Raw genomic sequence first — 20,867 nt, forward strand, 5'->3', positions numbered from 1 at the left:
TTTGCCAAAAAAGGGGGGGTTTTATGTTTACGACCCGCAAACAATATGAGCCGTACATCAGCCCGTTTGACCCGTGCCCGCCGATCCGTGTCAAAACGTACGTCACCGCGCCGAACTTGTACGTCGGATTCCAGCCGCCAAACTTGCCGCAATTTCCGCTTCGCGAAGCATTAATGAAAGGAACGCTTTGGCAAGTGTTTTACGACCCGTATTACAGCCCTTACGAAACGAAGACAAAAGGTGATGGCTCATGAAACAAATGCCAAAGGAGTATTATGAGCAGCTCGAGGAGCTGCAGGCTGTCGACTTTGCCCTCGTTGAGCTCACGCTTTATTTAGACACCCATCCAACCGATTACCAGGCGATTCAACAATTTAACCAACTCGCGCAAAAGCGGAAGCAGCTGAAAAAACAGTTTGAAGCCGCCTACGGCCCGCTTGAGCAGTTCGGCCATAGCTATTCGAACTACCCGTGGAATTGGGACGACACGCCGTGGCCTTGGCAAGTGTAGCTGATCCATCACGAGCGCAAGGAGGAACGGATCATGTGGATTTATGAAAAAAAATTGCAGTACCCGGTCCGCGTCAGCACGTGCAACCCGAGGCTGGCAAAATATTTGATCGAACAGTACGGCGGAGCGGACGGGGAGCTCGCTGCTGCGCTCCGTTACTTAAACCAACGTTATACGCTGCCCCCGAAAGTGATCGGGCTGCTTAACGACATCGGCACCGAAGAACTCGCTCATTTGGAAATGATCGCGACAATGGTGTACAAACTGACGAAAGACGCGACACCGGAGCAGCTGAAAGAAGCCGGCCTTGAGCCTCATTACGTCGATCATGAGCGCGCCCTCTTTTACCATAACGCCGCCGGCAACCCGTTTACGGCGACGTATATTCAAGCAAAAGGCGACCCTATCACCGACTTGTACGAAGACATCGCCGCTGAAGAGAAAGCGCGCGCCACCTACCAATGGATCATCAACATGAGCGACGATCCGGATTTAAACGATGGGCTCCGCTTTTTGCGCGAGCGGGAAATCATCCATGCGCAACGATTCCGCGAAGCAGTGGAAATTTTGAAAGAAGAGCGCAGCCAGAAAAAAATATTCTAAACAAAACACAGCTGGATGGACCCTCCATTCAGCTGTTTTCATAATATAGGTTGATGTCGTACTCCCGCTTCAGCCATTCAAACAGCCGGTGGCGCCCATTCCATTGTTCTTCATTTTTCCATAAATCGATGCTTTTCTGGATAATTTCGCAGCGGAGGGCATGAAAGTCGTCTTCCGCCTTTTCACTTTTTCCTTTATAATAAACAGCCAGCCAATACACCGTGCATAACAGGAGCAAGATGAAAATGTGGGCCGGGGCGGCAAAAAACCAGGCGAATCGTTCGCTCCACGCCGTGATCGCTGCAGCGTTGGCAATGATATAAAGAAGGAACGCGGCCAAGCCGGCCAACGCGGCCGCCTGCAAAAGCGTCGACCGCTTTTCAAGCCGCTCCCATTTTTTCTTTTTTTCAATGACGGCAAGCAACATTTCTTTTGTCACTTCATCGAGGGAAAATTCATCCGGAAACCGGGTCATGGCGCTCTCCCCTTGTCCGTATTCTATTGTCCATCATATGCGGGCAACAGACAGATTAGAACAAAGGGGAACGCGCGCGGCCATTTTTTCGGCCGGCGGGCGCAACCGCTTATTCCGTCTGAGCGGGGAGTGGAATGCGCAGCGTTTGCCCCGGCTCGAGCCGGCTCGTTGACAAGCCGTTTTCTTTTTTGATGATCTCCATGGCGGTAGGCGTGCCGTAATATTTCATCGCAATGCTATAAAGCGTTTCGTTCGCCGCCACCACATGGGTGATGGTCTGCGCGTCGGATTCGCTTTTTGCCTCGTCACCCGCGGCGCGCTTCGGCTCTGATGTTCGTTCCGCCTTCGCGCCATCTTCTTGAATAATGCGCACCGTCTCCCGGCTGCCGCTTTCCTCATGGCGGACGACTGTGACCGTTCCAGGCTTTGACTGGGCATAGTAAACAGCCGTCACCGCAGCCGGCAGCGTGAAAAACAAAAACGCGAGCAAACGGGCGGGAATGTATTTTCGTTTTTGCTCCTCTTTTTGCCGCCGCCGTTTTAGGCGCGATGGCGGCGCCCCCGTGCTTGACGGTGGACGTTTTTTCCGCGCCAGGCGCCCCGATGCTTCTTCCATCGCTTCACTCCCTTTCTTCCTCTGCCCCCCGTTTGAGCCGCACATGTAAAGCAAGCACAAAATCGATCAAAAAGTGAGCGGTGATGGCGGCCCATAAGCTGTCAGTCTGTTCGTAAAGGACGCCGAGAAAGAGACTGAGCAGCACGACGACCATAAACAAAAACCATTTTTCCAAATAACGGACGTGCAGCACGGCAAAAATGGCGCTTGCCGCCCAGAGCCCCCAATGCGTCTGCACAATGCCGCGAAACAGCCATTCTTCTGTCACCGCGATGAATGCGCATAAAAAAAAGAGATGCGGAATCGAGCGGCCGCGGAATATTTTTTCATTGACGCCGCCGTCATCATGCCAGTCGTCCGGCAAATAGCGCATCGCCAAAAACTCGGCAGCGAGCACGAACGCCGCCCCGCCGGCTCCGTACACGAGCACATCGCGCAACTCAAACTGCCAAAGCCGACGCCACTCCTCCCGAGCAAATAAAAACAGCGAGCTGCCGCCGGCCAAAAGCAGCAGCAACCCTTGCGTAATATAAAGATGGATGAGCACTTCGCGGTCTGTCATCTGTTTGATTTGTTCACTTTGCCGCCTCATCGTGCCGCCTCCCGCCGAAAAACATATGCCATAGCTCCTCGCGCCAAGGCCGGACGGGCGCCGCCTCGGGACGGCGGCCGTCCGTCATGAAACGGTCCGTCTCCAGGCCGCAGTTGTCGCAGCAAGCATCCGGTTTGTCCGATAGCTCCTCCCCGAACGCGCGGACAATCGCCGCGCGCCGGCATGAAAAGGCGTGCACCCATTCCTCCATTTCGCGCAATTTTTTCCGCTTCCAACGCCGCCGCGCCTCGATGGCAGCGGCCATCCGTTCATACAGCCGCTCCTTCGCCGCGGCCGTCAGCTGTTCGGGCGCCGCTGTTTGTCCCCATTCTAAAAAGTACGCCAACAGCCGTTTTTGTATGTCCGTAAATCCGCCGGCATCAACCGCAGCGCGCCATCCGCCACGGACGGCGTCTTCCGGCAGCCGCCGGCACCACTCGCGGAGCGCAGCCGAGTCGGGAAGCTCCGCTTCGGCGACCGCCTGGGCGATCGCCCGGTCGCCGTCCGCGTAAAACAATACAGCAAGGCTTGGCGCCCCGTCACGCCCGGCGCGCCCGATTTCCTGCACATACGCCTCAAGCTGGGCCGGCATATGAAAGTGAAGCACAAAACGGACGTTTCCTTTGTCCACCCCCATGCCGAACGCGCTTGTGCAACAAACAATGTCGAGCTCGTCATATAAAAACTGTTGCTGCACAAGCAGCCGTTGTTCCCCATCCATGCCGGCGTGGTAATAGGCGACCCGCCCCGCCCCGTTTTGCGCCAGCCGGCGCGCCATTTCTTCAGCCCACTGCCGGCTTGAAAAGTACACGATCCCCGGTCCTCGGAGCCGTTTCGCGCATTCGGCCAAGCGCGCAGCTTTGTCCTCAACCGATAAGCAACGTTCCACCGCCAAGGCGATGTTCGGGCGGTCGACGGAATAAATATGGCGACGCGCCCGCTCCATCCCGAGCGTGCGGATGATGTCCTCCTGCACTTCCGGCGTAGCCGTCGCCGTCAGCGCCAGACACGGCGGCGAACCGAGCGCATGGCGGACCGCTCCGAGCTTCAAAAAGTCCGGGCGAAAATCATAACCCCACTGTGAAATGCAATGCGCCTCATCGACGACAAACAACGAAACACGCACGCGCCGGAGCGCCGCCAAAAACGTTTCAGATTGCAGCATTTCCGGTGAGGCATAAATAAAGCGAAAATCTGGAAGCGAGGTGAGGGCGTGCCATTTTTCTTCCGCATCAAGCAAACTATGGAACGCGACAACGCGCTTTTCACCGCGCCGGCGCAGCTGCTCGACTTGATCTTCCATTAAGGAGACGAGCGGCGAGACAATGAGCACGCTCCCCGGGAGGAAATACGCCGGCAGCTGATAGCAAAGCGATTTGCCGCTTCCAGTCGGCAGCATCGCCAGCACATCGCGCCCGCTGAGCACGTCTTCGATCACATCGCGCTGTCCGGGCCGAAACGACGCGTGCCCGAACCGCTCATGCAATGTTTTCGTTAATTCATCCAACGTCCCACTTCCTTTGCCAACACGAGCCGAATTTCAAAATAACTCGCTATTCCGCCAAGCGCCTCGCGAATACGCTTCAGCTTGCGCGTCCCGAGCGCCCGCGCCGCGGCCTGGATCGCCGCCGCCCTTTCGGCGGCGACAAACGGGGCGATCGAAAAATCGGGCACATTGGCGGCCAACTCGACGACATGATCCTCGATTGTACTTTTTTTCAAGCGCCGAAGGGCGGCGATTTCGTCGATCGTCTTTCCTTTTTGCAGCCATTCGTACGTTTTTTGCGCCGATTGCGTCAGCTGCACCGGCGCCAGCCCGGCCATCAGCTCGGCCATCACCGGGGCGCGCCCGGCTTCGGCTTCAGCCATCATATAATGAAGCGCGTTGCGAAACTGAAACTGCACATACAGCACATCTTTTTGCAGCCAAGCGGCAATTTGCTCCGCCGTCCAGCCGATGCGGCGGGCGCTTGTCAACCGGAGCACAAACACCGTCGCCGCTTCTTCAGAAACAGCCGCAAGCAGCCGGGTGAGCTCGTCATAAAGCGCCCGCGCCAACGTTTGGCGCGATCCCTTGCCCAGCAAATACTGCTTCACCCATAACAGCGTCCGCTCGTCGCGGCAAATGGGGATAAAACGCTGTCCATGGGAGAGGTTGGACAGCGTCTGCCCAATGAGCGACAGCCGCTGCCAAAAAAGCGGCTCGATCTCATGGTAGCGCCAGCCGTTCACATAGCGGGGGAACCATGCCGCCTGTTCATCGAGCCAATGCCGCCCTTTTTCCGTCAATATATATGTCCGGTCATGGACGGGCGCGGCCCGCTGCTTCCGAACGAGCACGAGAGCCGCCTCCTCCAATCGGTCCATCGTCACGTCTTTCCATGTGCCGAAAAACGGCGCAAGTTGAAACCATTTGCAGTCTTGCAGCGTCTGGGCTGATTTTTTTCCAGACAACAAATGGTACACCGCTGCCAGCGTCCGTTCACCGTTTAGGCGGCGCAAGCAGTGGGCAAGCAAAAACGAGGCGTAACCGTGCCGCATCTTTGATTCCTCCCCGCCTCTATTGTAACAAAAATCGCACAAGCCGTTTGCAATGAAAAAACGATTTTGGAACAAAAATAAACAAGGGGCATATGTGTAAAAATACAGGAGAACAATTTTTTAGTTGAAAAGCGGGGCGAACGGTCTTATTATAAAAGTGAAAAGTTCATTTCCGAGCAGGCAACACGGAGATGACCCGTCCGTTTCCAAAAAATTGGGGAGGTTCGATTTTTATGCCAAAGTATACGATTGTCGATAAAGAAACATGTATTGCCTGCGGAGCATGCGGCGCGGCAGCTCCGGACATTTACGATTATGACGAGGACGGCATTGCCTACGTCACGCTTGACGACAACCAAGGGATTGTCGAAGTGCCGGACATTTTAATCGACGATATGATGGATGCGTTTGAAGGCTGCCCGACCGAGTCGATCAAAGTCGCTGACGAGCCGTTTGACGGCGATCCAAATAAATTCGACTGAAATCTCCCCTCTTGCCGAATCGGCAAGAGGGTTTTTTGACGAAAGCGTGAAAAAATGCCATTTGACAAGTGGCGCGCCGCAAGGGAACATGCTACAATAAGATTGTCTTGCCCGCCCTGCGCGCCGGCGGGCGAGTTTTCATGCGTACATAACAACCAAAAAAGGAGGAACGGGTTGTGGCATTCGAAAATAAAATTGTCGAAGCGTTTATCGAAATTCCAACCGGCAGCCAAAACAAATACGAGTTCGACAAAGAGCGGGGCGTTTTCAAACTCGACCGCGTCTTGTACTCCCCGATGTTTTACCCGGCTGAGTACGGCTACTTGCAAAATACGTTGGCGCTCGATGGCGACCCGCTCGACATTTTGGTCATCACAACGAATCCGACATTCCCGGGCTGCGTCATCGATACACGCGTCATCGGCTTTTTGAACATGGTCGACAGCGGCGAGGAGGACGCCAAGCTCATCGGCGTGCCAGTCGAAGACCCGCGCTTTGATGAAGTCCGCTCGATTGAAGACCTGCCGCAGCACAAGCTGAAAGAAATCGCCCACTTCTTTGAACGGTACAAAGACTTGCAAGGCAAGCGGACGGAAATCGGCACATGGGAAGGGCCGGAAGCTGCGGCGAAATTGATCGATGAGTGCATCGCCCGCTACAACGAACAAAACAAAAAATAATCGCCTGAAGCGTTGTACATCCAACGCGAACCTCAGCTATTTCCGAACAATCCCGCCTATATCTTTGGATATGGGCGGTTTTCTTTTGGAAACACGAACATTCCCCAAAACAGAAAGCGTTGTCATTGGTATGACTTCTTCGCTTTCCATTGACAGAAAGCGCTTTGCTATGTTAAATTATCAGAAATTTAACATCTTCGAAACAGAAAGGGGCACCTGCTGTGGTTCGCGTACTCGTTTCCGACGCCATTAGCGAAGAAGGCTTGGCGCCGCTCCGCACATCGGCGCACATCGACATCGTTCAAAAAAACGTGAGCGAAGCGGAGGACGAATTGCACACGTTTGACGCCTTGCTTGTGCGCAGCGCAACGAAAGTGACGGAAGAACTGTTGGCGAAAATGCCGAAGCTGAAAATTGTCGGCCGCGCCGGGGTCGGCGTCGACAACATTGACGTCGACGCCGCGACGAAACGCGGCATCGTCGTCATTAACGCGCCGAACGGCAATACGATTTCCGCCGCAGAGCATACGTTTGCCATGATGGCTGCGCTCGTCCGCCGCATCCCGCAAGCGCACATTTCGGTCAAATCGCGGGAATGGAACCGCTCGGCGTTTGTCGGCAACGAGCTGTTCGGCAAGAAATTGGGCATCATCGGCTTCGGCCGCATCGGATCAGAAGTAGCAAAGCGGGCGCGGGCGTTCGGCATGACCGTGCACGTCTACGATCCGTTTTTGACGAAAGAGCGGGCGGAGAAGCTCGGCGTCTCCATCCATTCACTTGATGAGGTGCTGGCAGCCGCCGACATCATCACCGTTCATACACCGCTGACGAAAGAAACAAGAGGCTTGCTTGGCACGGAAAATTTGGCGAAGACGAAAAAAGGGGTATACTTAATCAACTGTGCTCGCGGCGGCATTATCGATGAGCAGGCGCTCATTCCGTTTTTGGAAAGCGGCCATGTCGCCGGCGTCGCCCTCGACGTCTTTGAACAGGAGCCGCCGGGCGACCACCCGCTGCTGGCGTTTGATAATGTCATCGTTACGCCGCATTTAGGGGCGTCGACCGTCGAAGCGCAACTGAACGTCGCCACCCAAGTCGCTGAAGAGCTGCTCCACTTTTTTGAAGGGCAACCGGTCACATCATCGATCAACCTGCCGGCGCTGTCGAAAGACGTCTATGAGAAAATTCAAGCATTCTATCATTTAGGCCGAAAGCTCGGTTTAATTGCTTCGCAGTTTATGAACATCCCGGTTCAAGAGTTGTCGGTCACCTACGCCGGCACGGTCGCCGATTTGGAAACGACGTACATCACTCGCAGCTTGCTTGCCGGCTTCCTGCGGCCGCGCGTCGCTTCCACCGTCAATGAGGTAAACGCCGCCATGGTCGCCAAAGAGCGCGGCATCACGTACGGCGAAAAATTCTCTGATGAGACGCACGGCTATGCAAACTGCATTTCGCTCACTGTCCATGGCGAGAACAAAACGTTTACGATCAAAGGAACGCACGTGCCGAACTACGGCGACCGCATCGTCCATTTTGACGGCGTCACGATCGATTTCGCGCCGGAAGGCCATCTCCTTTACATTCAGCACCACGACCGCCCGGGGATGATCGGGAAAGTCGGGAACGTGCTCGGGGCGCATAACGTCAACATCGCCACGATGCAAGTCGGCCGCCAAGAAGCGGGCGGAAAAGCCATGATGATCCTATCGCTCGACAAACCGGTCGATGACGCGGTATTACAAGCGCTGGCGCAAATTGACGATATTGAAACCGTCAAACGGCTCGAAGCGTAACGAAAACAAAACAAGCAGGGTTCCCAAACGGGAAGCCTGCTTTTTTCATCGTTGGCGGCGCAGCGCCTTGCAACAGGCGCTGTGGCTGCCTTCTGTGCATGGCGGCCTGTTTCCGCCGTCCATTCCGCTTAACCGAGCGGCACCGCTTTCCGCTCGCCTTTCGAGAACGTCATGAGTTCGGTATAGCCGACGCTGCGGGCAAGTTCGACCGCCTTGTCAAAGTCGGCGCCGACATCGCCCGGCACGTGCGCATCGGATGACAGCACGATCGGAATGCCTTTGTCGTAGCACATTTTCAACAGCCGCGGGTCGGGATACAGTTCGCCGACCGGCTTGCGCAGCCCGGCGGTGCTGATCTCAACGCATGTTTTCGAATTGGCGAGCGCTGTCGTCGCCCGGTCGTATTGCTCAAGCAAAAACTCTTCATCTTCCGGAACGTATTTAAAAATTTTCACCAAATCCAAATGGCCGATAATATCAAATAAGTTCGACTCGGCGAGCGTTACGACTTGATCGAAGTATTTGCGATATGTATCATACAAATCGCGCCGTTCCCATTCACGGCGGAACTCGACTAAGTCGATGCCGAAATCGTCGACCCAATGGATCGAACCGATGACATAGTCAAACTCGTACGAGCGGATAAACGCGGCCATTTCCTCATGTTTGCCGGGGGTGTAATCCATTTCAATCGACATTTTCACGTCGATTCCGGCATCCCACGCTTCATGGAACAGGCGGACATAGTCGGCCATATCGTAGCACCGGCGCGCCTCCACCCACGGGTTGGACAAAATGTTTTTCGTTTGGTAAAAATGGTACGCATGCTCGGAAATGCCAAAATGCTGAATGCCTTTTTTCGCAGCCTCATCAGTGAACTGGCGCAAATAATCGAGCGTCAGCGTCCCCCGCTCCAAATGGTTGTGATAATCAGTCAGCACAGTGTTTCTCCCCTCCTGCTGTTTTTTTCATTATAACGCATCACCGCAAGAAAGGACAACCATTTGGCGAATCGTCATCCAATCATCCGTTCGCGCCGACGAGAAACAACAGCCCGACGCATACCGCGACGCCGGCGACCGCCAAGAGCCGTGTCATGAGATCATCCATCTGCCACCCCTCCTTGCCTTCTTTGCGCCATATATGTCTTATGCCAACATCATCCCCGATAGAACAACAAAGTGAAGATCGTAACAAAACGACGCAAACGGCGGCTACCGGCCGGCCGCCATCAACAGAGCGTTCGGCCCGGCCGGCACGCGGATTCGCGTTCCAACCGGGTACGGGCCCAAGTTCGACAAACCGTCAGCCGCGAACGTCACCTCACGGAAGCCAAACTCTTTCGCTGTCAGCAGCACAGCCTCCGCCATGCGCGCCGCGTCCTCCGCACGCGGCTGAGCGGCCAGCTGAATCCGGACCGTCGCATGCCGCGCATCCATATCAGCCAGCTCCACTTTCACTCCCGGCGGAATGGCCGGCTCGAGCCCGCGGATCGTCGATGTTTTCATCTGCTTCAGCGCCTCCGGAAACGTGTGGGCGCTGACCGGCGCCGGGACGAGCACTGTATAGCCGAACGAAGCGCTGTTTTTATAATACATTCGCTGCCGCTCCTTGATTTTTGTCGCTTTTACCATTCCGAGCGCCGGCAACTCAAGCCCTTCCTTCTCTCCGGTGAAAAAGCGGAGGCGCCGCTCCCCCATTTGCCGCGCTGTTTCGACGAGAGCGTCGACAAACAGCTTCTGCTCTTTGCGGCTGGCCGAAAACACGCGGTGATGAGCCGGGACGTGCACCATCCATTCTCCCGTCCCCCCGGCGGCCGGCTGAATGACCACTCCATTAAACCAAGCGGACGCCGCCCGCAGCGGAGAGCGCCCAAGCACGCGCAGCGCTGCCGTGAACCGCTCTTCGGGGGCCAATCGGCCGCTGAGCGGAACCGCCACTGGCACCACACGGCCGTTTGCCTCATCAGGCAAGCCGACCACCATGACGCCGGCATCTTCCTGTGCCGGCGCCGCATCAGCGGCCATTATCGTCTCGACTTGGGGGGAAGCGCTCCCGGCTCGCAGCATTTTGACGGTCGAGGATCGCTGCTGCTGTTCCGCGCGCTCCGGAACGGCCGCATTCATCCCGACGGCAACAACTGCAAGAAAGAGGGCCATCGACGCCGCCGGAAGCCAGCGCCGTCTCCAGCGCATCTTGCGCTGGGCGCGCTGAAGCCGTTCGTAAACAGCCTCTTTTGTGCGCCGGTCTTTCACCAAGGGCAGCTGCTCAAGGTTATGTTCGATGCATCGCTCATTCCAGGGAAATTTTTTCATGCCGCCACTCCTCCCGTTCGGCCTCTTCCTCCATATATTGTTTCAGCGCCTTCAACGCGCGATGCTGCGTTGTTTTCACTTTGCTTTCCGTCCAGCCGAGCGCAGCCGCCGTTTCAGCAATCGACAGCGACTGGATGAACCGGAGGACGAGCACAAGCTGTTGGTCGACCGTGCAGCGCGCCAAGCAGCGGTACATGAGTTGAATTTCCTCGTTTTGAATCGCGATTTCCTCCGGCATCGGCTCGTCGGCGCCGAGCTGCTCCTCGCTCCACTCCGATGCCTTCACCCACTGGCGCCGTTTTTGCTTGCGAAAAAAATCGATCGCCACATGGCGCGCAATGGACAGCAGCCACGTCTTTTCACTGCATTGCCCTTTAAACCGTTTGTACGAACGCAGCACTTTCACATACACTTCTTGCACTAAATCTTCGGCATGCTCTCGATTTCGCACCATGTAAAACAAAAAATTAAACAAATCATCGTGATATTGTTCGTACAACTGTTCAAAAACGGGGTCCATCGTGTCTCTCCCCCTATTCGTTTCCATGGACCAAAGCCGAACCATTCCGTTATCTTCATGATAACGGGTTCCATACAAAAAGGGAACCATTTTTTTGGACGAAAAAGGAAGACGGCCGAGCGAACCGGCTATCGCTCGGCAAAGAGCGGAAAAAAGAGGCGGCCGGCTTGCTTCCGCAATGCGCCCTCTGCCGCCCGGTCATAGCTGATCAAAAACGACGTCGCCGGGCCGCCAGAAGCAAAAAGCGGCAGCGGGCAGGCGCAAGCCCGCCCTTGGCGGCCGTTGGCGGCCAACAGCTGCATCCATTCGTAGTAAATGCCTTTGGAACCGATCGGAACGAGCTCATAAACAGACGGAGAGGCGAGAAGCTCAACAAACAGCGAAAGCGGCGCGACCCATTGAGGATGCGCCAGCACAGCCGGGCCGACGAGCGGGCGGCCGATGACGGCAAACTTCGCTCCCTCCGGCGTGACGCCGATCCGCTTCCGTTCGGCCGCCACCGTTCCGACCGCCATCACGCCAAGCGCTGACTGGACGGTGGAAAAATTCGATTCCGTGCTGCCGGTGACCGGAAGGCGAAGGGAAAGTTCATGGCACGCTCGTTCAATGCCGCGGCAAAGCGCTTCCCATCGGTCATCAGCCACGAAGTTTTGCAAGATGACGGCGCTCGCTTCCGCCCCGACGCTCAGCAGCTCCATCAAGGCGACGCGGGCGGCAAAATATGCGACCGTCTCCGCGGGAGCATATACCGCATCGCCCGGCTTCTCCCCGACCGCCGCCGAGCCGTCTGCGGCAATGGCGAGCTCTCTGCCGTCAGTCAATGGAAGGAAGAGCACATCACGCATGCGGCGCCCCCGCCTTCGTCATCAAACGGGCAGCCGCCGGGGCAACGGCCAGCGCGATCAACACGTTGGCCAAAGCGGCGGCGGAAAGCGGCGGAATGACGGCAAGGACAAACGGCCAGCCGAACGAAACCGCAAGCGGCAGCGGTGCTAACAACGCATTGCCGATGAAAAAGGCGGCGGCGCTGCCCATTTTCCATCCCCGCTGATGCAGCACGGCGAACAGCGCGCCAAGCCCGGCCATTTCCAATGCGACAAGCCAATGGAACGGGCCGAGCGGCCACCCGCCGACCACCGCCGAAATAAGGTGCCCCAGCCCTGCAACCGCCGCTCCGGCGCGCGGACCAAGGATGGCGGCGGCAACGAGCGCCGGAGCGCTGTCTAACGCGATGCTGCCGACAAACGTCGGCAGCTTGATGAACGACCCGGCGACCGAAAGCGCCAAACAAACAGCCATCCAAGCCAGGCGGCGGCTCATTGCTTCTCCTCCTTGTCGCGGAACACAATGGCGCTCCGCTCATATTCGACATCCTTCACCCCTAAGCGGGCGTTCACAACCCGGGCGGCAGCGAACAAATAGTCGGACAGGCGGTTCATATATTTCAGAACAACGTCGTTGATCGGCTCCGCTTTTTGCAACGAAACGATGCAGCGCTCCGCCCTTCTCGTCACCGTGCGCGCCAGATGAAGCGCGGCAGCGGCCTTCGATCCGCCCGGCAAAATAAACTTCTCAAGCGGCGGCGCCTCTTGGACATAGGCGTCAATGCGCTGCTCCAAAAAGGCAACCATCTCCTCGGTCGCTTTATACGGCAGCTTGCCGTTGACGATGGCCAAGTCGCCGCCGCAGTCAAACAGTTCATGCTGAATTTTTTGCAATTCGGCGCAAAGATCGCGAAACCGTTCATCGTCAGCGAGCAGGGCCAGCGCCCAGCCGATGAACGAGTTCGCCTCATCGATCGTCCCATACGCCTCGACGCGCAAATGATCTTTATCGACGCGCCCGCCGACTAAACTCGTTTTTCCTTGGTCTCCTGTTCGCGTATACAATTTCACTTTTCCTCTCCCCCTTATTTCAATCGTTCCGCCAGTCCGCACCAAATGCGGTCGACGCGGCAGCACAAGGAAGCTAGTCGCTGGTAGCACATTCCCACGGCGTCGCGCCAGCGCCGTTCTTGTGGATCAACCGGAACAACGCCTTGCGTCACATCGGTGCCAATCCAGACGACCGTGCGGCCGGCCGCTCCTTCCTCCCACTGCTTCCAAGCGCAGAAAAACCGCTCCCATTCCTCTGGGTCCGGAAGGCGGCGGATGGCGGCTTCGAGCCCATCCAAGACAACTGTTTTCGCCGTCTTGGCGCCATCCGGCCACCCGTATGAATCCTGATAGCCGTCATGCCATACGATATGAACACCGTCGCTTATTCCGTACCGTTCCCGCACCCATTTTCGCTTTCCTTGGAACGCACCGCCGACAACGAAATGCACCGTTCTCCCCCTTTCCAGCGCTCGATCGTCGATTCCAGCGTATACCCGCCGGCAAACGGCGCCTCCCATTCCCAAAACGGGCGAACGTCCGGCGCATATTGTTCAAGCACGAAACGGATCGGGCCGCTGTGGGTGACGATCGCCACATGGCGGGCGCCCATCCGCCCAGCGAACGCAATCGTCTCCGCCAGCGCTTGTTCGATGCGCGCTCGGAAGTCGGCATAACGCTCCCCGCCGGGCGGCGCCGCGGAAAACGGCGACGCAAGCCATTGGCGGTAGGCGGGCTCCGCTTCCAGCTCGGCAAACGTTTTTCCTTCCCAAGCGCCAAAGTGAAGTTCGCGCCAACGGCTCGTACACCAATCCGCCCTGCGGCCGTCAAACAGCAAGGCGGCCGTTTCTTGGCAGCGGCGCAGATCGCTTGCCACGAGACAATCAACCGGACATGGCCACTCGATCCGCAAGCCGCGCAGCCGGCGATGCTCCTCAGGCGAAAGCGGTGCGTCCGTCCAGCCGATATACGCTCGGCGTCTGTTTTGTTCCGTCATCCCATGGCGGATGAGTGTAACAGCCAAATGACGCCCCATAGCACCGTCTCTCCCCCTTCGATGAACGCCCCGAGCACATCGCCGCTCACGCCGCCAAACTGCTTTTCCGCCCACGGCTTTGCCGCGAGGGAACAAAGCGCCATCACCGCGGCCAGCACTGCAACCACCGCCAGCGGAACGCCCGCCGCCGGAAGAAGCAAAAGCACAAGGCATGTCAATCCCAGCGCCCATGCTGCATCGCGCCATGAACTATATTCGCGAAGCGCTGACGCCATTCCTGTCGGCTTCGCCAGCTTGCCGGCGGAAAGAAGCCAGACAGCCCCAGCTCTTGACAGCAGTGGAATGGCAATAAACAGGGTAGGGGAAATGCCCGCTTTGATCGCTTCATGCAAAAACAGCCAGCGGAACGATAACAAACAAACGAGCGACAACACGGCGAACGCGCCGACGCGCGAATCGGACATGATCTCTTGCCGCCGCTTGGCGTCCCGGTACGAAAAAAAGGCGTCACTCACATCCATAAAGCCGTCGGCGTGCAGCCCGCCGGCAAGCCAAATGCCAATCCAAAGAAGAAGGAGAGCCAAAAAAGAAGGCGGGCCGAACGAAAGCGCCGCACAGACGCCGTACACCAAGGCAGCCAGCGCCCCGAGCAGCGCTCCAGCCAACGGCATGGTGCGCACAAGCCAGCGGACATGTGGGGCATTCCATTCAATCGAACGCCGGACCGGAATGATCGTAAACAGCTGCAGCGCCAGCAGCCAGCCATTCCATGCCCGCTTCATTGCGGCCACTGTCCTTTCTTCACACGAAGAAGACCGCATTCCACCATAGCGGCGGCTTCTGCTTCCGCGACCAACTGTTGATGAAGCCAGCCGAGCGTTTTCATGTAGCGGAACGTGCCGAGGTCATCCGGCACGCCGCCAGAAAACAACTCATTGGACACAATGACAACAGCGCGGCACACCGCCGCCCACATCTGCACTTGGTCGAGCAAGCAACGGGCAGCGGCGAACGCTCCTTCCTCTGTTTTCCATTCATCTCCGGCAAATAACACATTCGCCCACCACATAGTCAAGCAGTCGAGAAGGACAACATCAGACGGACGAAGCGCCGCCAACAACTGATCAGGCGCTTCCCACACCACCCAAGACGCCGCCATCCTCATGCGTCGCTCTTGATGGCGGCGAATGCGCTCTTTCATTTCCGCATCGACGGCCCGGGCAGTGGCAACATAATGAAGCATCTCGCCAGCGGCCAGCCGGATGGCGCACACCTCTGCCGCTTCACTTTTGCCGCTGCGCACCGCGCCGCTCACAAACACGATCATCCATCCCACCTCGCAAGCGCCTCAAGCAGCCGGTCATTCTCCACCTGCGTTTTGACGGCGAGCCGGATGTAGCGGCCGTCAAGCCCCGGGAAATTCATCGTATGGCGCGGCACAACCCCTTCCTTCAACAAATGAAAAAACAGCTCCTCTGTCCGCCCTGAACGCGGACGCAACAAATAAAAGTTCACGACCGATGGCGAGACGGCATACCGGCCGGCCGGCAGCGACCGAAACACGCGCTCCCGCTCGGCGGCGATCCGTTCTTTCGTCCACTTGACAAACGATTCCATCGCCATGAAACGAAGCGCCAATTGTTGGGCGATGCCGTTTGTGCTCCATGGCGGCTGATGCGTTTTCAGCGAAGCGATCACCGCCTCGTCAGCAGCGACATAACCAAGGCGCGCGCCGGCCAGGTGATGGATTTTCGTCAACGATCGAAGCACAATGAGGCGCGGATAGCGTCCCAACCAGCGCATCGCCGTAAACCCGCCGCGCCAAAACGGATAAAATGCTTCATCGATGATTACATAGGTGCCAGCCGTGTGCGCCGCGTCCACCAGTGATCTCAATTCACCCTCCTCCATCACCGTCCCCGTCGGATTGTTCGGATGGCATAAAAAGATAATGTCTTGCTTGCCTGCCCAGGCAGTCGCTTCATCCAAGTCATAAGAAAAGCCCCGCGCTTCATCGGCCGCGAATCCCTCCACATCGCATCCATAAGCGAGACAGGCGCGCCGATACTCGGAAAACGTCGGCTCCAAGATGCCGACGCGCCGACCGGCAAATAGCGCGGCCAACAAATAAATCGCCTCCGCTGCCCCGTTCGTCATCAGCACTTGTCCGGGTCGAATCTGCTCCTGCTTGGCAACGAGCTCCCTGAGCGCCTTCGCTTCCGAATCCGGATACTCCCCGGCCCAGCGAATCCACTCCTCACCGCTCGGCCAAGCTGACGGCGGCAGCCGGTACGGATTCGTATTGACGCTGAAATCAATGTATTCGTCTGGAGGGGCCAATCCGCATTGCTCATACAACGCGCGCGGATTCGCCCCATGCGCCGGCCAACGCAACGATTATCCCCCCAATCCATAGCAATAATGTAAACACTAGCACCGTTCCAATCATGATGCGGACCGCTTGGCGAATGTGGGCGGCGCGAAGCGGGGCGGCCGGGTCACCGAGCGTCGGCCTCCTCGAGACCACGCCGCCGTATGTATTCGTTCCGCCGAGCTGCACCCCAAGCAGCCCGGCCATCGCCGCCTCAAGCCAGCCGCTGTTCGGGCTTGGGTGGCGGCGGGCATCGCGAAATAAGATCGACAGCGCCAAACGAAAGCGGCGGCCGCCAAAGACCAACACCATCACAAGCGCCGTCAGCCGCGCTGGAATGTAGTTGAGCGCATCGTCCAGCCGCGCGGCCGCCCAGCCAAATTCGCGATACTTCTCATTTTTGTAGCCAATCATGGAATCACACGTGTTCACCGCCCGGTACAATAACGCGAGCGGCGCACCGCCCAAGGCCGCATAAAAGAGCGGAGCGGTGATGCCGTCGCTCGTGTTTTCCGCCACCGTCTCCACGCAGGCGCGGGTGATGCCGGCTTCATCGAGCCGCTCGGTGTCGCGGCCGACGATCATGGACAGCGCGCGGCGCGCCGCAGGAAGATCGCCTGCTTCCAGCGGCCGGCGCACATCCTCAGCCGCCTCAGCGAGGCTTTTCGTCGCAATGGCGGTGAAAATGAGGGCCGCCTCGATCGCCACCCCTACGTATACGGACAGCGCGTAGCCCACATAAACGATGAACGCCGATATCCCGTAAACAGCGGCCAACACGACCGCCACGGCCGCCGCCCCTTTCGTCCGCCGCTTTGTTCCTTGATTCCAGCGGCGATCAAGCCACGCAATCATCATTCCCATCCCGCGCACCGGATGCGGCAGCCAGCGCGGATCGCCCACGAGGGCATCGAGAAACAGCGCCAACGTCAATGCGGCCAAATGGGTCATCGCCGTTTCCTCCGCTTCTCCCAGCGGCCAAGCGCCTCAACTGTTGCCTCATACACAAGCCGGCCGAGCGCCCGGCCAAGCTCCGTCGCCGTTCCGGCATAGGCAAAGACCTGCCCGGTTTGCGTCGCCGCCACAGCGAGCGAATCGGTCGACGTACCGGTGGCAAGCGTCCCGGTTTCCGGGTCGCAAACCGAACAGTCGGCGAGCGCTTTTGCCTTCGCTTCTGTCGCTGTCATCACCGCCTGGACAAACGCTGCTTCCGTCAGCACTCCGTCAATGACCACCACCATGTTGATCGTCCCCGGTCTTGCCGCTAGCGGCTGATGCTGCCACGCCCGAGCGGCATCGACGGCATTGCCGACGCCAGCGGTCGCCATGACCGCAACCGAAAACGCTTCCCCTTCTTTCTGAAGCCAAACAGCATCCCGGACATCAACCGCCGTCATCATGCCGACCGTTCGTTCCGGCGGAAACCCGTGCTGCTCCAAATAGCGGCGCATGTCTCCTTCCGCATCACTGCAATCGTAATCCAACCCGACTTGGCGGTTGACAAAATGGGTCGCCCATTGAAATCCGGCGCCGATCAATGCCGAGGACAGGACGCGAAGCGGCGCGGCCGCAGTAAGCACAGCGGCGTCATCAAGAAAGGAAAGCCGCAGCCCGCCGACCGGCGATTCCCCTTGCTTCTTGTTCGGCATGAACGAAAACATCGGCGTTGCCGACGCCGGATGGGCCAGACGCACAATCGGCGCGGCAAACACTTCCTCAAGCAACGCCGGCGTCATGACATCCGCAGGGGCGCCGAGCGCGGCTATTTTCCCTTTGTTCAGCACGAGCACCCGATCGCAATACAAGCTCGCCGCATTCATATCGTGGAAAACGGCGACGACCGTCAAGCCGCGGGCGTGCGCCGCTTCGGCGAGCCGGTCCAAAAGCCGGACTTGGCCGCTCACATCCATATGGTTCGTCGGCTCATCGAGCAAGAGCAGCTTGGGCTCTTGGGCGAGTGCGCGGGCCAAATAGGCGCGCTGCCGCTCGCCGCCGCTCAATCGTTCGAGCGGTTCATCGATTTTCCCCGTCAGGCCGACGGCCGCAAGCGCGTCTCGGAGGGCGGCTTCATCGTCCTCCGTCCACGTCGGAAAGAAGCCGCGCTGATGAGGATAGCGGCCGAGCGCCACCGTTTCCCTCACCGTATAGCCGGGCGCCGCCTCCGCTGTCTGCGGCAAGACGGCGGCCATCCGCGCCCATTGCTTCGCAGACAGCGCCGAGAGCTTTCGGCCATCGATGACGATCTCCCCGCTTGCCAGCGGCAGCTCTTTGCTGATGAGTTTGATCAAAGTCGTTTTCCCGCTGCCATTCGGCCCTAAGATGCCGAATATTTCGCCTTTTTCCACGGCAAACGTCACACGATCAAGCACTTGCTTTGGTCCATACCGATGCGATACGGCCCGCACCTCGAGCATCATCATCCCATCTTTCGCTTCATTTTTCGGAAAAACAAGACGGCAAATAGCGGGGCGCCGATCAGCGCGGTGATGACGCCGATCGGCAGTTCGCGCGGTTCGATGATCGTCCGCGCCGCCACATCGGCAAGCACAAGAAACGCACCGCCGTACAAGAGCGACAGCGGCAACAGCACCCGGTAGTTCGGCCCGCACACAAGCCGAACCATATGCGGAACGACAAGCCCGACAAAGCCGATCGTCCCTGACACCGACACCGCCGCGCCGGTGAGCAGCGCCGCTGCCGTCAAAATGATGACTTTTCGGCGCGTAACATCAACGCCGACATGAAGCGCCGCCTCCTCGCCAAAGGCAAACGCGTTCAACTCGCGGCTGTTGGCGATGAGCACTGCGGCCCCAACGAGAAAAAACGGCAGCAACAGCCCGCTGTATTTCCAGCCGCGCATCGCCACGCTCCCCATCAGCCATGAGATGATTTGCCGCAATTCTTCCCCGGTCAACGCGATCATGAGCGAAATGAACGCGCTGAAAAACGCGCCGAAGATAATGCCGGCTAAAATGATCGTCTCAACCGACATGCGCCGCTCCACAGCGCGAGTGAACGCCAAAACGGCGGCAAGCGTCGCCATGCCAAACAAGATGCTCACGACCGGCAGCGTAAACGTGCCAAAGAACGGCCATTGCCAGCCGAGAAAGATGACGAGCACCGCCCCGACCGACGCGCCGGACGAGACACCGAGCGTGTACGGATCGGCGAGCGCATTTTTTAACAGCCCTTGAAACGCGGACCCGGCCAGCGCCAATGACGCCCCGACCAAAAACGCAAGCACGACGCGCGGCAAGCGGATCGCCATCACGATCGGCACCCAATCAGCCGGAATGTGGCGAGGCAGCGCCGCTCCGAACCATTCAGCCGCCAAAATGCGGACAATAGAAGAAAAGGGAATCGACAGCGATCCTGTCGATATCCCTACGAGCAACGATAACACGGCCGCGGTGACGGCCAATATATACATCCACATTTTACTTGAACACATCCGGGTAAATGGCTTTGGCAAGTTCCTCGACCCCTTCGACAAGGCGCGGACCCGGTCGGCTTACTAAGTCGGTGTTGACGTCATACACCCGCTTGTTTTTCACCGCCGGCACGTCTTTCCAAGCGGCGCGCGCCAACACTTGCTTCGCTCCGCCGTATGTCGTGATGATGACATCCGGCTTATAGGCCACGGCTTTTTCTTCCGTCACCATCGGCCAGCCTTCCAAGCTGCCGGCGACGTTTTTCGCTGAAATCACTTGAAGCATCTCATCCATAAACGTCCCTTTGCCGGCCGTATACAGCTGCGGCGGCGGCGACACTTCAATCCAGACATTGGCCTGTTTGTCCGCCGGGATTTGTTTCGCTTTTTCTTTGATTTTCGCAAGCTTCTCTTTCATCTCATCAATCACTTGCTTCGCTTTGTCTGTCGTCCCGGTCGCTTTGCCGATCAAGTCGATGGACGCATATACATCGTCGAACGACTTCGCGTCATTGACGACAAGCACGGTAATGCCGGCGTCTTTCAATTGCTTGAGGCCATCGCGCGAGTTATGGGCGCTTGACGCGTGGGCCAAGACGAGATCCGGTTTGAGCGAAATGATTTTCTCGACATTAAACTCCATGCCGCCGATTTTCGTTTTCGTTTTGACGTCTTCCGGATAATTGTCAAAATCGCTGACGCCGACGATCTTATCGCCCAACCCCAACGCATAGGCGATTTCCGTATTGCTCGGGATGAGCGAGACGATTTTTTTCGGTTCCGCTTTGATCGTGACATCCTCGCCAAGCCCGTCTTTCACTGTCACTGGAAACGCCGCTTGTTCCGTTTTCGGCTCGTCTTTTTTCGCAGGCTCGGTGCTGCCATTCGCCCCGCCACAGCCGACGAGCACGGCGGCCAAAAGGAAGAACACCGCCACCACCGCCGGCCATGTCCAACGTTTCATCCGTCATTCCCCCTTCAGTGATGTATGTACAATAAAAAACGCCCATTCCGCCTAAATCTGGGAATGAGCGCGAAACAGACCGCCAATGGGCACAACAATG

The 20,867-nt window shown here is 57.8% G+C and carries 26 protein-coding genes; 6 read left to right on the forward strand and 20 right to left on the reverse strand.

Features of this window, described 5'->3' with window-relative positions:
* Positions 1–23 precede the first annotated feature (23 nt).
* From QWV57_RS11430 to QWV57_RS11440, 3 genes are read left to right on the forward strand one after another with little or no spacing between them, the layout of a single operon-like run.
* Positions 24–254: a spore coat associated protein CotJA gene (locus QWV57_RS11430; protein WP_012820740.1), complete on the forward strand. Its 231-nt coding sequence runs from the start codon at positions 24–26 to the stop codon at positions 252–254.
* Entirely contained in the window at positions 251–511 is a 261-nt protein-coding gene (locus QWV57_RS11435; RefSeq protein WP_012820739.1) for a spore coat protein CotJB, read from the forward strand. The genes QWV57_RS11430 and QWV57_RS11435 overlap by 4 nt, the downstream gene beginning before the upstream one ends.
* A 33-nt stretch (positions 512–544) precedes the next feature.
* On the forward strand, positions 545–1,114 hold the full coding sequence (locus QWV57_RS11440) for a manganese catalase family protein (protein ID WP_020754065.1): 570 nt from the start codon (positions 545–547) through the stop codon (positions 1,112–1,114).
* A gap of 28 nt (positions 1,115–1,142) precedes the next feature.
* Here QWV57_RS11440 and QWV57_RS11445 read toward each other — a convergent pair whose 3' ends face one another.
* From QWV57_RS11445 to QWV57_RS11465, 5 genes are all read right to left on the reverse strand, one after another.
* Positions 1,143–1,589 carry a YpbF family protein gene (locus tag QWV57_RS11445; protein WP_020754064.1) on the reverse strand — a complete coding sequence of 149 codons (447 nt, stop codon included), beginning with the start codon at positions 1,587–1,589 and terminating at the stop codon, positions 1,143–1,145.
* A 109-nt stretch (positions 1,590–1,698) separates the two neighbouring features.
* Positions 1,699–2,205, reverse strand: coding sequence for a LysM peptidoglycan-binding domain-containing protein (locus QWV57_RS11450; RefSeq protein ID WP_033004833.1), 507 nt, complete (start codon positions 2,203–2,205; stop codon positions 1,699–1,701).
* Between the two features lie 4 nt (positions 2,206–2,209).
* Positions 2,210–2,797 carry a CPBP family intramembrane glutamic endopeptidase gene (locus tag QWV57_RS11455; protein WP_060788378.1) on the reverse strand — a complete coding sequence of 196 codons (588 nt, stop codon included), beginning with the start codon at positions 2,795–2,797 and terminating at the stop codon, positions 2,210–2,212.
* A complete protein-coding gene (locus QWV57_RS11460) occupies positions 2,781–4,304 on the reverse strand; it encodes a RecQ family ATP-dependent DNA helicase (protein WP_060788379.1) in 1,524 nt (507 codons plus the stop codon). Before QWV57_RS11460 ends, QWV57_RS11455 begins: the two co-directional genes overlap by 17 nt.
* Entirely contained in the window at positions 4,292–5,338 is a 1,047-nt protein-coding gene (locus QWV57_RS11465) for a YpbB family protein (protein ID WP_129447296.1), read from the reverse strand. Before QWV57_RS11465 ends, QWV57_RS11460 begins: the two co-directional genes overlap by 13 nt.
* A 233-nt stretch (positions 5,339–5,571) precedes the next feature.
* On the opposite strand from QWV57_RS11465, the gene QWV57_RS11470 reads away from it, so the two are divergent.
* From QWV57_RS11470 to serA, 3 genes are all read left to right on the forward strand, one after another.
* Complete coding sequence (locus QWV57_RS11470; RefSeq protein ID WP_008879661.1) at positions 5,572–5,820, forward strand: ferredoxin; 249 nt, start codon at positions 5,572–5,574, stop codon at positions 5,818–5,820.
* A 176-nt stretch (positions 5,821–5,996) separates the two neighbouring features.
* Positions 5,997–6,500: an inorganic diphosphatase gene (locus tag QWV57_RS11475; RefSeq protein ID WP_020754674.1), complete on the forward strand. Its 504-nt coding sequence runs from the start codon at positions 5,997–5,999 to the stop codon at positions 6,498–6,500.
* 221 nt (positions 6,501–6,721) lie between these two features.
* Positions 6,722–8,296, forward strand: a complete 1,575-nt coding sequence (gene serA, locus QWV57_RS11480) for a phosphoglycerate dehydrogenase (protein ID WP_060788830.1) — start codon at positions 6,722–6,724, stop codon at positions 8,294–8,296.
* A gap of 128 nt (positions 8,297–8,424) precedes the next feature.
* Here serA and QWV57_RS11485 read toward each other — a convergent pair whose 3' ends face one another.
* The 15 genes from QWV57_RS11485 to QWV57_RS11555 form a co-directional block, all read right to left on the reverse strand.
* A complete protein-coding gene (locus QWV57_RS11485) occupies positions 8,425–9,237 on the reverse strand; it encodes a histidinol-phosphatase (protein ID WP_020754670.1) in 813 nt (270 codons plus the stop codon).
* 273 nt (positions 9,238–9,510) lie between these two features.
* Positions 9,511–10,611, reverse strand: coding sequence for an RsiX family anti-sigma factor (locus QWV57_RS11490; RefSeq protein ID WP_129447295.1), 1,101 nt, complete (start codon positions 10,609–10,611; stop codon positions 9,511–9,513).
* Complete coding sequence (sigX, locus tag QWV57_RS11495) at positions 10,589–11,131, reverse strand: RNA polymerase sigma factor SigX (RefSeq protein ID WP_033005303.1); 543 nt, start codon at positions 11,129–11,131, stop codon at positions 10,589–10,591. Before sigX ends, QWV57_RS11490 begins: the two co-directional genes overlap by 23 nt.
* Before the next feature lie 128 nt (positions 11,132–11,259).
* Entirely contained in the window at positions 11,260–11,976 is a 717-nt protein-coding gene (locus QWV57_RS11500; RefSeq protein WP_060788832.1) for an AIR synthase related protein, read from the reverse strand.
* Positions 11,969–12,451, reverse strand: a complete 483-nt coding sequence (locus QWV57_RS11505) for an ECF transporter S component (protein WP_081132544.1) — start codon at positions 12,449–12,451, stop codon at positions 11,969–11,971. Before QWV57_RS11505 ends, QWV57_RS11500 begins: the two co-directional genes overlap by 8 nt.
* Entirely contained in the window at positions 12,448–13,026 is a 579-nt protein-coding gene (locus QWV57_RS11510) for a cob(I)yrinic acid a,c-diamide adenosyltransferase (RefSeq protein WP_081132543.1), read from the reverse strand. Before QWV57_RS11510 ends, QWV57_RS11505 begins: the two co-directional genes overlap by 4 nt.
* A 14-nt stretch (positions 13,027–13,040) precedes the next feature.
* Positions 13,041–13,457 (reverse strand): bifunctional adenosylcobinamide kinase/adenosylcobinamide-phosphate guanylyltransferase, encoded by a 417-nt coding sequence (locus QWV57_RS11515; protein WP_060788833.1) that lies wholly within the window; start codon positions 13,455–13,457, stop codon positions 13,041–13,043.
* Positions 13,391–14,041, reverse strand: a complete 651-nt coding sequence (locus QWV57_RS11520; protein ID WP_081212529.1) for a histidine phosphatase family protein — start codon at positions 14,039–14,041, stop codon at positions 13,391–13,393. Before QWV57_RS11520 ends, QWV57_RS11515 begins: the two co-directional genes overlap by 67 nt.
* On the reverse strand, positions 13,999–14,784 hold the full coding sequence (locus QWV57_RS11525; RefSeq protein ID WP_129447293.1) for an adenosylcobinamide-GDP ribazoletransferase: 786 nt from the start codon (positions 14,782–14,784) through the stop codon (positions 13,999–14,001). Before QWV57_RS11525 ends, QWV57_RS11520 begins: the two co-directional genes overlap by 43 nt.
* On the reverse strand, positions 14,781–15,329 hold the full coding sequence (locus QWV57_RS11530) for a bifunctional adenosylcobinamide kinase/adenosylcobinamide-phosphate guanylyltransferase (protein WP_081132540.1): 549 nt from the start codon (positions 15,327–15,329) through the stop codon (positions 14,781–14,783). The genes QWV57_RS11525 and QWV57_RS11530 overlap by 4 nt, the downstream gene beginning before the upstream one ends.
* Entirely contained in the window at positions 15,326–16,396 is a 1,071-nt protein-coding gene (gene cobD, locus QWV57_RS11535; protein WP_081132539.1) for a threonine-phosphate decarboxylase CobD, read from the reverse strand. The genes QWV57_RS11530 and cobD overlap by 4 nt, the downstream gene beginning before the upstream one ends.
* Positions 16,353–17,324 carry an adenosylcobinamide-phosphate synthase CbiB gene (gene cbiB, locus QWV57_RS11540; protein ID WP_020754603.1) on the reverse strand — a complete coding sequence of 324 codons (972 nt, stop codon included), beginning with the start codon at positions 17,322–17,324 and terminating at the stop codon, positions 16,353–16,355. Before cbiB ends, cobD begins: the two co-directional genes overlap by 44 nt.
* On the reverse strand, positions 17,321–18,793 hold the full coding sequence (locus QWV57_RS11545; protein ID WP_020754604.1) for an adenosylcobinamide amidohydrolase: 1,473 nt from the start codon (positions 18,791–18,793) through the stop codon (positions 17,321–17,323). Before QWV57_RS11545 ends, cbiB begins: the two co-directional genes overlap by 4 nt.
* Entirely contained in the window at positions 18,790–19,824 is a 1,035-nt protein-coding gene (locus QWV57_RS11550; protein ID WP_190300170.1) for a FecCD family ABC transporter permease, read from the reverse strand. Before QWV57_RS11550 ends, QWV57_RS11545 begins: the two co-directional genes overlap by 4 nt.
* Positions 19,811–20,767: an ABC transporter substrate-binding protein gene (locus QWV57_RS11555; RefSeq protein ID WP_020754606.1), complete on the reverse strand. Its 957-nt coding sequence runs from the start codon at positions 20,765–20,767 to the stop codon at positions 19,811–19,813. The genes QWV57_RS11550 and QWV57_RS11555 overlap by 14 nt, the downstream gene beginning before the upstream one ends.
* Positions 20,768–20,867 lie beyond the last annotated feature (100 nt).

Source organism: Geobacillus zalihae (assembly GCF_030414215.1).
GTDB lineage: Bacteria > Bacillota > Bacilli > Bacillales > Anoxybacillaceae > Geobacillus > Geobacillus zalihae.